This window comes from Bacillus sp. FSL W8-1202 (assembly GCF_038006165.1).
Taxonomy (GTDB): Bacteria; Bacillota; Bacilli; order Bacillales; family Bacillaceae; genus Bacillus; species Bacillus subtilis.
Map to the genome: position 1 here is coordinate 198,420 of NZ_JBBOUR010000001.1, position 14,589 is coordinate 213,008.

At 39.0% G+C, this 14,589-nt stretch carries 11 protein-coding genes and 5 pseudogenes; 7 read left to right on the forward strand and 9 right to left on the reverse strand.

Annotation, left to right across the window (positions count from 1 at the left end; translation table 11 throughout):
• Positions 1-113 precede the first annotated feature (113 nt).
• Together NSQ09_RS01045 and NSQ09_RS01050 are read right to left on the reverse strand one after the other, a co-directional pair.
• Positions 114-440: an AzlD domain-containing protein gene (locus NSQ09_RS01045; protein ID WP_016938040.1), complete on the reverse strand. Its 327-nt coding sequence runs from the start codon at positions 438-440 to the stop codon at positions 114-116.
• Positions 431-1,159 (reverse strand): AzlC family ABC transporter permease, encoded by a 729-nt coding sequence (locus tag NSQ09_RS01050; RefSeq protein WP_016938039.1) that lies wholly within the window; start codon positions 1,157-1,159, stop codon positions 431-433. Before NSQ09_RS01050 ends, NSQ09_RS01045 begins: the two co-directional genes overlap by 10 nt.
• A gap of 130 nt (positions 1,160-1,289) precedes the next feature.
• Here NSQ09_RS01050 and pdxR point away from each other — a divergent pair, with 130 nt between their 5' ends.
• From pdxR to NSQ09_RS01080, 6 genes and pseudogenes are all read left to right on the forward strand, one after another.
• Positions 1,290-2,771 (forward strand): MocR-like pyridoxine biosynthesis transcription factor PdxR, encoded by a 1,482-nt coding sequence (gene pdxR / locus NSQ09_RS01055; protein WP_095843921.1) that lies wholly within the window; start codon positions 1,290-1,292, stop codon positions 2,769-2,771.
• A gap of 156 nt (positions 2,772-2,927) precedes the next feature.
• Positions 2,928-4,194, forward strand: a pseudogene (locus tag NSQ09_RS01060) (IS1182 family transposase).
• A 604-nt stretch (positions 4,195-4,798) separates the two neighbouring features.
• The gene (locus NSQ09_RS01065; protein ID WP_033880488.1) at positions 4,799-5,509 is read left to right on the forward strand and encodes a B3/B4 domain-containing protein; all 711 of its coding nucleotides are present in this window, start codon (positions 4,799-4,801) and stop codon (positions 5,507-5,509) included.
• A gap of 31 nt (positions 5,510-5,540) precedes the next feature.
• Positions 5,541-6,737, forward strand: coding sequence for a trans-sulfuration enzyme family protein (locus NSQ09_RS01070; RefSeq protein WP_017696706.1), 1,197 nt, complete (start codon positions 5,541-5,543; stop codon positions 6,735-6,737).
• Positions 6,738-6,794: 57 nt separating this feature from the next.
• A pseudogene (locus tag NSQ09_RS01075) lies at positions 6,795-7,761 on the forward strand (fatty acid desaturase).
• 116 nt (positions 7,762-7,877) lie between these two features.
• The gene (locus NSQ09_RS01080; protein ID WP_017696705.1) at positions 7,878-8,021 is read left to right on the forward strand and encodes a hypothetical protein; all 144 of its coding nucleotides are present in this window, start codon (positions 7,878-7,880) and stop codon (positions 8,019-8,021) included.
• 75 nt (positions 8,022-8,096) lie between these two features.
• Here NSQ09_RS01080 and NSQ09_RS23055 read toward each other — a convergent pair.
• Both NSQ09_RS23055 and NSQ09_RS01085 read right to left on the reverse strand, forming a co-directional pair.
• Positions 8,097-8,303: pseudogene (locus tag NSQ09_RS23055) on the reverse strand (aldo/keto reductase); the annotation flags it as partial.
• A gap of 26 nt (positions 8,304-8,329) precedes the next feature.
• The gene (locus NSQ09_RS01085) at positions 8,330-9,433 is read right to left on the reverse strand and encodes an ABC transporter ATP-binding protein (RefSeq protein WP_017696704.1); all 1,104 of its coding nucleotides are present in this window, start codon (positions 9,431-9,433) and stop codon (positions 8,330-8,332) included.
• 181 nt (positions 9,434-9,614) lie between these two features.
• Here NSQ09_RS01085 and frlR point away from each other — a divergent pair, with 181 nt between their 5' ends.
• Positions 9,615-10,343: a transcriptional regulator FrlR gene (gene frlR, locus NSQ09_RS01090; protein WP_017696703.1), complete on the forward strand. Its 729-nt coding sequence runs from the start codon at positions 9,615-9,617 to the stop codon at positions 10,341-10,343.
• 24 nt (positions 10,344-10,367) lie between these two features.
• Here the strand turns inward: frlR and frlD are convergent.
• From frlD to NSQ09_RS01115, 5 genes and pseudogenes are all read right to left on the reverse strand, one after another.
• Positions 10,368-11,156: pseudogene (gene frlD / locus NSQ09_RS01095) on the reverse strand (fructosamine kinase FrlD); the annotation flags it as partial.
• A gap of 42 nt (positions 11,157-11,198) precedes the next feature.
• A pseudogene (locus NSQ09_RS01100) lies at positions 11,199-11,604 on the reverse strand (carbohydrate ABC transporter permease); the annotation flags it as partial.
• Positions 11,605-11,661: 57 nt separating this feature from the next.
• Positions 11,662-12,930, reverse strand: coding sequence for an ABC transporter substrate-binding protein (locus NSQ09_RS01105; protein WP_095843922.1), 1,269 nt, complete (start codon positions 12,928-12,930; stop codon positions 11,662-11,664).
• Between the two features lie 80 nt (positions 12,931-13,010).
• A complete protein-coding gene (gene frlB, locus NSQ09_RS01110) occupies positions 13,011-13,997 on the reverse strand; it encodes a fructosamine deglycase FrlB (protein WP_129137892.1) in 987 nt (328 codons plus the stop codon).
• A gap of 215 nt (positions 13,998-14,212) precedes the next feature.
• Positions 14,213-14,587 carry a nucleotide excision repair endonuclease gene (locus NSQ09_RS01115; RefSeq protein ID WP_003228617.1) on the reverse strand — a complete coding sequence of 125 codons (375 nt, stop codon included), beginning with the start codon at positions 14,585-14,587 and terminating at the stop codon, positions 14,213-14,215.
• Positions 14,588-14,589 lie beyond the last annotated feature (2 nt).

Sequence of the window (14,589 nt, forward strand, 5' to 3'; positions counted from 1 at the left end):
TTCTTGTACTGTGGATAAACGCTTAGCATCCAGCTTCAGCGCCTAGCCCCTCGAGGTCATAAGCGACGCTGATCAAGGCGCTTGCGCTTTTGTTCTTCCCTTTATATTTTAAATTATAGAAAATATCTTAGTAAACTAATAGTTATCATTCCTGCCACTACAGCACCTAGCAAACTCTTAGTTAATAAAACAACTAAAAAAGTTGGTATGATTCCTAATAACTCATGACTATTTGAGAGAGGTGAAAAATTATCATCTTCAAAAAGAAGTTCTTGACCCAACAAAGCAGTCATAACAGTAACCGGTACAAAACTTAGCCAACTCAAAAACCATTTAGGCAACTCTATTTTACTTAAAAAAAGGAGTGGGATTACTCTAGGTAATAATGTAACAATACCTGTACCTAAAACAATGAGTAAAATATCTAATCTCAATTCCATTTCTTAATCACCATCCCGACTGTTGAAGCAATAATAGTTGTCACCATGACGGCCCACATACCTGGCATTAAATAATTAACAGCGATCAAACAAAAAATTGTAAAGATAGCTATTGATATTTCGAGAGCTTTATTGGTCTTACTCAAAATCTGTAGAACCAATAGGCCAGCGAACATCGCAGGTAAAGCAAAGTCCATCCCTATAGACTCTGTATCTGTTACTAAACCTCCAAAAATACCTCCTAGGACATTAGCAAGTAACCAATTGATATATGCTGTTATATTTAATCCGAGTAGCCAAGAAAAACTCGCTTCCTTCCTATTTTCTAGATGATTGGATGCAACACCAAATGTTTCGTCCGTAATTTGCGAACCAATAACAAAGTTTTTCCAAGCGGAAAATTTACGACAATAAGGAGCTAAAGAAGCACTAAATAGCAAATGTCGTAGATTTACTAAAAAGATTGAAAAGAGAATGGAAGTAATTGCACTTCCAGCCAAAATCATTCCAGCTGTTACAAATTGTCCTGAACCTGCATAAAGGAATAGGGATAACAATGCAATTTCTAGAACACTTAGACCAGCTGTCTTTGCAACTACCCCTGCTGCAAAACCAATACTGAGATAACCAAACACAGTCGGCAAGCAAGCTTTCACACCATCCATAAAAGTTTCTTGGCTTTGTGCTGAACGTTTAAGTTGAAGAGCACTGTCTGACATACGAATTCCACCTTTTTATAATTTTCAAAATAAGTTATATTGTATGGTATGACCCTAATATAAACCAATAATTAGAATAACAGTCAACATAACACTATAACACCTTGATGGTTTTACGGAGGGATTAAATTTGAAAATTGAATTGAACAGATATAGTAGAATATCCCTTGTCCAACAAATATACGAAAATCTATCCGACAGAATACGGTCAGGGATATTAAATGAGGAGGAGTGTCTGCCTTCAATTAGGGAAATGTCCAAAAATTTAGAGGTGAGTTTTCTTACAGTTGTGAAAGCTTATGATCTACTTGAACAAAATAACCTTGTCAAAAGAGTACAAGGAAAAGGAACTTTTGTTAAATCGCATTCCATAAAGTGTGAAAAATCAAGAAACACGGGGAGTTCATACAAGTGGCAACTTTCAATACAAGATTATCTTCCAAGAACACATTTTGATACACATTACAATTCGTCAGATCATAGTTTACAATTTTCATTAGCAGCTATTGCTCCCTCTCTCTTGCCAAATAGATATCTAGAAAACGAGATTCATATAATGTTAGAAAAAAATCCTCTTATCTTATCAGAATATGGACCAATTCAGGGAGACTTAGATTTAAGAATAGCTATGAAACGAACTTTAAAGAAACAAAAAATTAATGTTAGCGAAAAGGATATTTTAGTTACAAACGGTACACAACAGGGAATAGACTTAGTAGCAAGGACATTTATTGGTCCAGGAGATGTAGTTATAGCAGAAGCGCCTACTTATCCAGCAGCATTAGACATATTCCGTTCGCGAGGAGCCTCAATTTTACCCGTTCCAATAGATAAAAATGGAATAAGAACAGACATATTAATTAAACTATGTGAAACAAAAAATCCTAAATTAATATATACAATCCCTAATTTCCACAATCCCACAGGAATAGTTATTAGTGACGATAGAAGAGAACAACTGTTAACAATTGCTCAAGAATTTAAAATAATAATTATTGAAGATGATCCTTGGAGTGAAATTTATTACAATGAAAAACCGCCAAATCCAATTAAAAGTTTGGATACTAAGGGGAATGTTATATATCTAAAAGGATTAAGTAAAACACTAATTCCTGGTTGTAGAATAGGATTACTAACTGCAGATGGGACTATTTTTAATCGTTTGGTATCATCAAAAATGAATGCTGACCTTGGAAGTCCTTTATTAACACAAAAAGCTTTATATCCACTCTTTCAATCTAAAAGAATGGAAGATCATATAAAAAAATTAAGAACTGCATTAAAAATAAGAAGAGATTTAGTAATTAAGTTGTTAAAGAAACATATGCCTGAAGGTGTTGAGTGGATAGAACCAAAAGGAGGATTAAATATTTGGATATCTATTCCTGAAAAGTGGGATACCAAACAGTTATTATTAGAATGTCAAAAGAAAAACCTATCTTTCCTACCAGGTTTTGTATGTTTTTCTGGTGAACCAGAAACAAATCATTTAAGATTAAGCTTTTCATATCTAAACGATAATGTTTTAGAGACAGGAATTATAGAATTATGTAGAATCTTAAAAGAATTTTTATCAGTTACTCCTCTAGAGAATAGTCGGCTAATATTATAAAATAGATATTTTAGTAACCTATTATCAAAAAAGAGCGAATATTAAAAATGTTCACTCAGGCTGTCGAGAAAATCTCGACGGCCTTTATTTTTCCTTAAAATATCCATTCTCCTGCAATAAAATAAAAGAAAGACTAAAAAGGACGGTGTCTTTCTCATGTTCCACACAAGAAACTCTTCTCAAAACACAGCCGAATTTGTTCTGCTTGACCAACTCGTTGAAGAGGATCACCTGCTTCGGAAAATTGATAAACACATAGACTTCTCTTTCATCATTGAAAAGGTGAAACCTTACTACAGTGAAAACAAAGGCCGCCCCTCACTTGATCCGCTTATTTTATTTAAAATGATGTTTATCGGATACCTCTATGGTATCCGTTCAGAAAGACAGCTTGAAAAAGAAATTTACTACAATATGGCGTACAGATGGTTTCTCGGATTGAACATAAACGACCCGGTTCCACACCACTCCACCATCAGCTGGAACAGACGCACACGCTTTAAAGATACAACCATCTTCCAAGACATTTTTGATGAGATCGTTCTTCAGGCCATCAATCATGACATGGTGGGCGGACGAGTCCTATTCACCGACTCCACACACCTTAAAGCCAATGCCAACAAGCATAAATACACAAGAAAAACAATTGCGCAGGATACCCAAAACTATATCAAGGATTTAAATGAAGCCATTCAAGAGGATCGGGAGGAACACGGAAAAAAGCCATTAACAGCCAAAGAGGAGGTGAAAGCTGAAAAAGAGATCCGCCACAGTACCACTGATCCTGAAAGTGGATATATGTACTGTGAAAACAAACCGGAGGGTTTCTTTTATTTAGATCACCGCACAACGGATATGAAATACAACATTATCACCGATGCTTATGTCACGCCCGGAAATGTCCATGATTCTGTGCCCTACCTTGACCGATTGGATCATGAAATCACACTATTTGGTTTTCAAGTAGAAGCCGTCACTCTTGATTCCGGATATTTAACGGCTCCGATCTGTAAAGGATTATCTGACCGACAAATCTTTGGTGTCATTGCACATAGACACACTTACATACTCAACAACTGACCGAAAAGGCTACCGGTCATACAAATCAAATCCTGAAATATGTTCCTCATGCCCACTGCTTGAAAACTGTACAAAATCAAAGAATCGGCAGAAAGTGATTACTCGACATGTATGGGAAGATCATAAAGAAAAGGTCAGACAAAATCGCTTGTCTGTTTCAGGAAAAAACCTCTACAAAAAAAGAAAAGAAAAAATAGAGCGAAGCTTTGCAGATTCAAAACAGCTGCATGGGCTTCGCTATTGCAGGTTGAGGGGAAAACGAAATGTGAGTGAACAAGTTATCCTCACAGCCGTATGCCAGAACATGAAGAAGATTGCCACATACCTAGCCAAGCAGGGCTAGGCATGTGGGAGCGCTTTTTCTGCATCTGAAACTGATGAATATTTAAAGAAACTGGATAAAACAAAAAATCTTGTAGAAAAAACATCGTTTTCTCTACAAGCTGAGTGAACATTAAAAATGTTCACTCTTTTTATATGGGGTGGCGGCAAATTTCTACCCTGAGGAACACAAGTTTATAAAAGGTTAGGCGCCATTTGCTGAGTCTGCAATTCAAGATAAGTTAGGGGGAGAAGCAAAATCCTATAAATGGGAAATTTTCATAAAGGATACTGGCGTCCAATTCTTCACAAAACCTTATGTTCCGCTAATTAGCGAAACTAGGGTTAAAGAGCATAACTCTACTAAAAAATTCAATCATATAAAAAGATTTAAAAACAGTCAAGGAAGAGCAATAACACTACTTATAACACTAGGGAATTTAGAATAACACTTGTATTCGATTGTTATTTACAAATTTAGTCATATCTTGATAAACTGACACATGAAACACCACAGAAAAACAAGTAATAACGAAAAAAATATCAGAATGGGAGGATTGAAGTTTTATTGCATATGTTCCATGGAGCATTTACAAACAAAATCAAGAGGGAGAACTAACTTTCATATGGGTAAACTTTACACATTATCTATCGAAAAAGAAATGTTAGAAAAATTCAAGGACATTCACTTAACAGGAATTATCGTTAAAAACTTGAAGGTGAAAAGTATAAATCCTAATTTTTTTGAACCTTATATTTCCGGCTTAAATGAACTCTATAAACAACAGGATGTAACTGAAAATGAAGAAGTGAAAAAATGGAGAAATATATACAAAGAAATGGGGCTAAAGCCAAGTAAATACCATTGTTCTTTTGAAAGTATTCTTCGAAGATATTTAAAAGGCTTTAATTTTCTGGGCATTAATAATGTTGTAGATTCCTATAACTCTGTGAGTCTATTACATCAAAAATGTATTGGTGGTTATGATCTAGACAAGATTCAAAATAAAATCACTCTCCGTTTTGCGAAGGAAGGTGAAACTTGCTTACCAATTGGAGCAAGCGAACCAATTTCTCTTTCTAAGAACTCTGTTGTATATGCGGATGAAGAAAAAGTGTTGTGTTCCTATTGGAACTATAGAGATTCTGAGTATACAAAAATTACTGAAAATACAAAAAACTCTATATTCTTTATAGATGAAATTGACGCAACACCTAAAAAAGGGAAAAATGCGATCAAGGACTTAGCAAATCTACTAAAAGATACATGTGATGCTCAAATTATATATCAATTTGAACTAAGTAACGAGTATCCCACTAATTATTTCGAAGTTTAAATAAATTATTATTCGTAAGGGAGAGTTATTAATGGAAAATAAAAATAGAGGTTTTCAAACTAGTTGTATTCACTCTGGAGAAGAATGGAACAAGAGTGGTCATTTGAGTCCCCCAATATGTCAATCTACAGCATTTGAATTTCCCAACACTGAGGAAGGTGCACGTAGAGCAGCAGATATACATGCGGATGAGTTTTACGGAAGATGGGGTAGTAGAAATGAAAGGGAGTTTGAAGCGATTATAGCTGCATTAGAAGGAGCAGAAGATGCCGTATCTACTTCTTCAGGATTAGCAGCAATATCGATGGTATTCCATGCTTTACTGCAACCAGGAGACCATTGTGTTGCTGTACATAATTGTTATTCCGAGTCGAAAATATTAATCGAGGAATTATGCAAACAACATTCTGTTGAACTTACAATGATTAGTTCAGAGGATATTGAAAACTATAGGAATGCCATTAACCCAAATACAAAACTTGTATATGCAGAAACACCAGCAAATCCAACTATCACTCTTGTAGACATTCAAGAAGTGTCTAGGATTACAAAAGAACAGAGTGACGCAATCTTTGTAGTGGATTCCACTTTTGCAACACCATACAATCAACAACCTTTAAAGCTCGGAGCCGATATTGTACTACACTCGGCAACGAAGTATATTGGCGGTCACTCTGATGTTGTAGCTGGAGTTTGTGCAGGAAACAAAGACTTAATGAGTAAAGTGAGAAAAGCATTTTCGTTCCATGGTCCGAAATTAGATCCTTTTGCAGCATGGCTTTTATGCCGCGGTGTGAGAACTTTAGGATTGCGAGTTCAAAAACATAACGAAAATGCTTTGAAAATAGCTACATTCCTCGAAAATCACCCTATGGTAAATAAGGTATATTATCCATTCCTTAAAAGTCACAAACAACATGATATAGCCGCTCGTCAAATGACTGGTGGGGGAGGAATGGTTTGCTTCGAGGTAAAAGGTGGAATGAACTCGGGTCTTTCACTTATATCTAACGTGAAACTTAATAAGATGGCTGTTAGTCTTGGTGGTTATTCAAGCACCATTACACACCCTGCTTCTATGACTCACAATTTATTGCCTCGTGAGGAAAGAGAAAAAGGTGGAATTACAGATGGAATGCTTAGACTTTCAGTTGGAATTGAGGAAGTTGAAGATATCCAAGCTGATTTAGAAAATGCATTAAATCAAGCAAATTTAGTAACAAATTAATATAAATAATAGGGTGCCATTCGGCTCCCTATTCTAATTAATAACGGAGGAAAAGTCATGTCTTCAGTGAACTCTATCTTTTCACAAGAAACTAGAAAAAAATTAACCAAACTTTACAAGAAAAATAACTGGTATAACTTCTTATGTATCTTCTTTAATTGGGGCGTGATAAGCAGTTCGATTTATTTATCTATGAAAACCCCTAATATTTGGATATACCTATTAAGTATTATCTTGATTGGAAGTAGAATGAGAGGTTTTGACAATCTCATGCATGAAGCAAGTCATAAAATGTTATTTAAGAATAAACACTTAAATAAATGGGTTACTTGCTTTTTTTATAGCCTTTCCTATATTCACTTCTTTTACAACGTACTGTAAGTCACATGTACTACATCACCGTTTCTTATGGGACCCTCAGAAAGACCCAGATACCAAACGATATGAGTTAATGGGGTTAGATAAACCACAGAAAAAAATGAGCACATTCTTAATTAATCATATTATTAAACCATTAACATTATTACATGTACCTAAGTATATATTTGGAACATTAAAAGTTAATCTTTTCTCAAAAGAAGAGCCATTGAGCGAACGTATCGCACGCCTCGGTTTTTGGGCAACTATTTTAGTAGTTATTGCTGTATTTAATCTATGGTTAGAGTTATTGTTATTTTGGTTTGTACCATTATTAACAACATTTCAAATCATTAGATATTGGGCGGAAATGGCAGAGCACTCGGGTTTAAAAACTGATCATCCCCTCTATTCAAGTAGAAACACACTTGGTAATCCTATCGAAAGATTTATCTTGCATCCACATCATGATAATTACCATCTTGTTCATCACTTATTTCCTGGTATACCGCACTACAATTTAAAAAAGGCACATATTATATTAATGGAAAATCAAGAATATAGAGAGGCGCATCATTGTATGGGCTTCTTTAAGTCCTTCTTACCTGGATTTTCATCGGTTATAGAGGACATATGCGGTAAATTTATATTTTTGCGAGATAAATAATACTACTTTATTGAAATAACGAATGCCACAAGTTAATTACAGAATACTTGTGGCATTCATTTTATATAAATTGTTATTAGCAAAAGAGCTATAATAAAATATTAGGAGATGTAGATATGAAGGTAGTCAAATTTGGTGGTTCCTCGTTAGCAACAATCAAAAAAGTGTTTAATATAGTTGTGTCAGATCCAAACCGAAAAATAAATGTAACGGCAAGTGAAAGACTTAAAATCAGCAGGGCAGCTGTGATTACGGGATAATTAATTTGCTGAAAAGGACGGCCGCTGTACCACGTCCTTTATTAAGTAATTCTTCTCTTAAAACTCTTCATGCTCTTAACCGTTTATGGGTACGTCCGGGCGGGTAAGCGAATGATGATCTTCATGTCGTTTTCTTCAAGGAGAAATCAAAAACAGAGATATTTACAGGCTGGCTGTCTAGCGGTGCTGATTTTGGAATCGGGACAGCACCGGGCTAGATATGCCAGCGTAAGATCACTTAGAAATTGTTTTATGATGCTTTCCTGCAATTTGCTCAAGCTGAAGATGCCTTTTCAGGAGCACCTTTCCTAATACACAGCCTCTTCCGTCTCCGCATCGAAAAAGACGGCGTGATCCATTTTCACTGCCAGCTGAATCGAATCGCCTGCGGCAATTCGCGTGTTCCCATTCAGGCGAACCGTCAGCCGCTCGTCCCCGCTTGTGACATGGACAATCAGCTCCGCTCCCAGATTTTCATTCACTTCCACCTTTGCTTTACACACTGAATCAAACAGCTGTTCATTCCCTGCCACATGTGTGATATGCTCCGGCCGGATGCCGGCAATCATCTGTTCTCCGGCGTAACCCTTTTGTCTAAGCCGCTTTGCTTTTTCTTCAGGAATATGAAGCCGGATCGAAGAATTTGTGAAAAACAGCTCGCCATGCTGCTGTTCTATGATGCCTTTCAAAAAGTTCATTCCGGGAGAGCCAATGAAGCTTGCGACAAACAAATTGGCTGGGTAATGATAAATGTCATGAGGTTTCGCCACTTGCTGAATTTCCCCTTCATTCATGACGACAATCCGATCTCCCATTGTCATTGCTTCGGTCTGGTCATGCGTGACATAAATGATCGTTGCCTCTAATCGCTGGTGCAGCTTGCTGATTTCTGTCCGCATCGTCACTCTTAGTTTTGCATCCAGATTAGAAAGCGGCTCGTCCATTAAAAAGACCTTCGGCTCCCTCACAATCGATCTGCCAAGCGCCACCCTTTGCCGCTGCCCGCCGGAGAGCGCCTTCGGTTTTCTCTTCAGCAAATGTTCAATTTCTAAAATTCTGGCTGCCGCATGAACCCGCTCGGCAATTTCCTGTTTCGCCATCTTTCTGAGCTTTAATCCAAACGCCATATTATCAAAAACCGTCATATGCGGATAAAGCGCATAGTTCTGGAATACCATCGCAATATCACGTTCTTTCGGCGGAAGATCATTGACCCGCTCCCCATCAATAAGAAGATTTCCTTCAGAAATGCTTTCTAATCCAGCCACCATCCGCAGCGTTGTAGATTTTCCGCATCCTGACGGCCCCACCAGCACCAAAAGCTCCTTATCCTTTACATCTAAATCAAAGTCCTTCACGGTTAATTGTGAGTGATATGATTTTTTGACGTGTTCAAATGTTAATGAAGCCATCAGAAAAGTCCCCCTATCTTTTGACCCGTTATTTCGTCACTGGAAACAACTTGGTCTTTCTGTTATTTTTAGAGTAATCGATTCCCATTTTTGCTATATTTCTAAAATAAAAAATGTAAATTTGTATTATAACGTCATAATACATTATAATATAAATAATAGGTTAAAAGGAGGCTACCCTTTGTTAAACAACGGAAGTTCTACACCTTTATACATTCAGCTAAAACAAATCATCACTGATGACATCAAAAAGGGCGTGTATTCCCCAACCGCCAAGCTGCCTACCGAAAACGAGCTTTGCACCAAGTATAACGTCAGCCGCATCACCGTCAGGAAAGCCATTCTCGATTTAGTCGAAGAAGGCTATCTGATCAGGCAGCAGGGAAAGGGAACGTTCGTTAAAAGCCCTAAATTAAAACGAGAGCTGATCGCTGTAAACGGCTACTCGGAATTTATGGAATCCACCGGCAAAAAACCGAAGCATCATGTGCTGTCCCATGACATCATTCCAGCGACAAAACCTATCGCCGAAAAGCTTCAAATCCATCCCGAGAGCCCTGTCATTGAATTAAAACGGATTTTATATAATGATGATCAGCCTCTCACCTTTGAAGTGACGCATTATCCGCTTGATTTGTTTCCCGGCATTGATACCTTTATTGCTGACGGCGTCTCCATGCATGATATTTTGAAACAGCAATACAAAGTTGTACCCACGCACAATACGAAGCTATTAAACGTTGTATATGCCCAACAGGAGGAAAGCAAATACCTGGATTGTGATATCGGGGATGCGCTGTTTGAAATTGATAAAACGGCTTTTACATCAAACGACCAGCCAATCTATTGCTCATTGTTTTTGATGCACACAAACCGTGTCACTTTTACCATCAACAGCCCCTACACATAACAGGCATAAAAAACGAGACACTGCTTATAGTATTCTCGTTTTTTCACTGCTTCCCCCGTCCTCCAAGCGATAAGGATAGCCATAGCCGAAAGCTCCGTACACACCGCATGTTTTCGCAGCCGTTTCGGCGGCCTGGCGCAAAGCGTACGTTATATCCTGCTTCACGCAAAAGGCAGTCAAAAAGCCTGCTATAAAAGAATCTCCCGCTCCAAGTGTATCTATTATATCAGTTTCCACAATCGGCTGATGATAGACTCGATCACCCGCAGACAGGATTGCTCCTTGGCCCCCTCGGGTCATACAAACCATTTTGGCTCCGTACCCATGAGCTGTTTTGGCAAGCTCACCGCATTCCGACTCACTCAAATCGCTTCCTGAAAAAAACGCATACGTCACATAAGGACAGACCCTCCTCAAATAATCATCCTCCCGATTGGTTGAAAAATCAAATGAGACCGGGACAAGCCCGCACAGCTGCGGAAGATCGTTCTCAAGCCTGCTGTACACGCTCGTATGCAGCAGATCATGCCCGCTGATAAAAGATACATCTTTCTCCTGGAACGCGAGCCGAAGCCGGGACTGAATGCCGCCTTTATTTGACCTGACAAAAATGCGGTCCCCCTGTTCATCAAGGGTGACAATCGCCATCCCGTTTTCTCCATGCGCCTGGCGGATATAATCTGCATTGACCTGCTCCAGCTTGAGAACGTTCAACAGATGCGCCGCGGCTTCGTCATTGCCGACGATTCCGATATAGGAAGACTCATGCCCGAGCCGCTTGGCAAGCACAGCAACGTTTAAGGCATTTCCTCCCGCTGTCTGCAGCGCGTCTCTGAACTGCATCAGCCCGGCTGGAATGGTCCGCAAATTCCCTGTCTCCGGATTGTAAATAAAATCAAACAAAAGCGCGATCACCGTCATTGAGATGACAACCGGCAAAAAGAAAACGGTACGAAAAAACGGCGACCATTTTCTGACCAGCTTATCCTCAAGCACCGCCGCCAAAATCAAACCGCCAAATACCTGGCATACAATTGAGATCACTGCATAAAGCACATTATTGGTAAGTGCCTGATAGAAGACAGGATCATGAAATAATTCAACATAGTTTTTTAAGCCGATAAACTTTTTCCGGAGAAAATGAGCTCCACTGAAACAGGCTGAGGAATACATTCTCAAAAATCGGGATATAAACGAAAAGTAAAAAAACGAGAGCGGGGACCAAAAACAAATAGGGGATTATTTTATTCTGATTGACCAAGGGTATCTCATCTCCTTTATAAAAAGAAAAGGTGCGAAGCTTCACCTTTTCTTTGATTTATTCAGCTGACGCCCTCACCTGCTTTGCTGCCTTTTGAACGGCTTTCATCACCTGCTGCGGTGTCATGTCGCCGCCAAGCATTTGCTGGACGCCTGTTAGGTACGCATCTGCGACTTCAACATCGACATCCATATCAAACCATGGAACCATTGATTTGGCATCAACAATATGCTGAACGGCTTCACGCTGAATGGCTGTTGCATTTTCTTCAGTAGCCGTACCTTGCACTGCACTGTATTTCCCGACATCTTTCACGAGCTTTTCGCCCATTTTTTTCGACGTCAAGAACTGCAAAAATTCCATCGCTTCCTTCGGATGTTTTGTTCTTGAGGAAATCATGAATCCTTCCGGCGCTCCCGTTAACGCTTCTGAAGATCCTTTCTGCCCGCTGATTTTAGGAAATGGGAACATCCCGAGATTAACCGGTTCAACCAGCTTGAGTTCCGCTGTTTCCGCATATATCATCGCCGACTTTCCGCTCTTAAATTGCTGTCTCACATATTCGTGGTCGACGGAGTTTACATGTTTATTAAAGTAAGGCATCAGCTCTTGAAGCTTTTCAAGTGCTTTTACGTAGCCTTCATCAGTAAATTCACCCGTTTTGGCGTTATAGTCCTTTTCCCGTGTTTTTTCATCGACCATCCGCTGATTAAGCGTGCCGATATAGTGCGAGATTGTCCAAGTCGCCTTTGTTCCAAAGCTGATCGGTGTGTAGCCATGTTCTTTCAGCTTTTTTGACACATCGATTAATTCATCCCACGTCTTCGGGGGATCAAGATTCAGCTTTTGGAAAATGTCTTTATTATAGAAGAATGATTTAGCGTCCATTTGCCACGGCACGCCATATTGCTTGTTTTCATAAGTAAATGGTGTAATTTGCGATTGAACGAGCTGTGATGACCAATCGGTGTCATTTTTGTAGTAGGACGAGAGATCAAGTGCTTTATTGCCTCTGATAAATTTAAAAGCAAACTCATCGCTCCAAGAGAAGTAAATGTCAGGAGGGCTGGTGGTTCCCAGCATGACCTTAATTTTATCTTTATAGGAGTCATTTAAAACGGCTTCAATTTGAATATCGATATCTGGGTGTTCTTTTTCAAATTCCTTAACAACCTCTTCAAAATAACTTTTTTCCGGCTCCTTCGGCCATCTGTGGAAAAATTTCAATGTCACCTTTCCGTCCGCTGAACTGCTTTGGCTCGAACAGCCTGCAATGGTGAACATACTGACAGCTGCAATGATCAAGAACAACAACATTTTCTTCAAAGGGTTGGCCTCCTCTGGACATTAGACTATAATGTTATATAACATTATAGTCTAATGCATAATGGTTCCTCATTTTCAGATCAATACTCAACTTTCCACATGTATCTTCTATGGGATAAAGGATGATTTCTCGCCTCTGCCAGCTCGTCTGCATAGCTTCTCAGCACACGATTGAGAACGAGCGGAGCAAGATAGCCTTTAACTGAATCGTCAATTGCAGTGAAGTCGTAAGATGCAGCATCAAGCACAGTGAGCTTTTTGCCATACTTTTTCGAGAAGGTAAGCGCCCGCTCTTCAAGAGGTCTTGTTTCATCTAAACCGAGCAGGATGATAAACGGCACGGATTCATCAATAATTTCAAACGGTCCGTGAAAATATTCTCCGGCATGAATGGCGTGGAAATGAATCCATTGCATTTCCATGAGAATGCAGATGCTGTAGGAGTAAGCGACACCGTAGTTTGCACCGCTTGCCATGGTATAAATAATACTTTCTTTTTCATGGGCTTTTGCAAATTGCTTGGCGTTGTCAGCTTCCTGCTTAAGGGCTTTTTCATATACAGCCTGCAATTGATCTAAGCCTTCAATTGCCTGCTCAAATTTCGTATTGTTTTCTAATACTTGCAGGGTGCCAAAAACGATTTGATACAAAACGCCATAGTTTGTATTGATCGCAAGCGCCTCATCACCCCAATCGTACTGGGCAACATATTGCGCCTCCTGCGCTAAAGGAGACTCCGGTTTAAACGTCGTCGCAATCGTAAGTGCACCCTTTCCCCTTGCAAACGCAGCAGCTTTGACTGTCTCCGGGGTATTTCCCGAATGCGAGCACAAAATAACAAGAGACTTTTCACCAAGCTGAACAGGGTTGCGCTGAATAAATTCGTTGGCGCTGTAGAGGTCGGAGTTTATTGATTTTGACTCTCTGTCAAACACATACTTACTCGGATACATAATGGCAGAAGACCCTCCGCATGCGACAAAGAATACATGATCAATGGTTTTCCCTTTCAAATCCTGCAAGAAAGCTTGAACCTCACGATTTACTTTTGCTGTGGCCTGACTCAAATCCTTCACTCCCCGTTTTTATTATATAACGTTATATAACATTATATATTGTTATATTAAAGTCCGCGGGTAGGATTGTCAATATTATTTTCTGAAATTTCTCAATAATTTATTCGAATGACAGACAAATGGTCTATATGCGAAAAAATGCCCAAATCAAAAGCCAGAACTTGACTTAAGCTCTGGCTTCGCTGTTCAATCCGCAGACTGACGTCTTATTTAAAAAATACCTTGTCTATGTTGTACTTCGAGTGCTGTGTATTGATGATATATGTTTCGTAAATCTCTCTTTCCATTGGATCATCAACTACACATACCTCAATTTTATATACTTCGTCTCTGTGATGTTTGATCGGTGAAACAGTGTCTTCGAAATGCTTCTTAATTCTCTGTCTTAACTTTCTGGCTTTACCGACAAACAGCAGCTCGTCATGAATGTTGTAAAACATAAAAATGCCGCCTTTGTCCCTTGGGATCTGGTGAAAGTCAATGAATCCGTGAATCGGTTTTATCTTCGGCTCGTTATCATTAGCTGACTGCTGTCGTTCAGTGATGGTGACATTCGGTGCGGGTATATCAATTTTTATCAAAA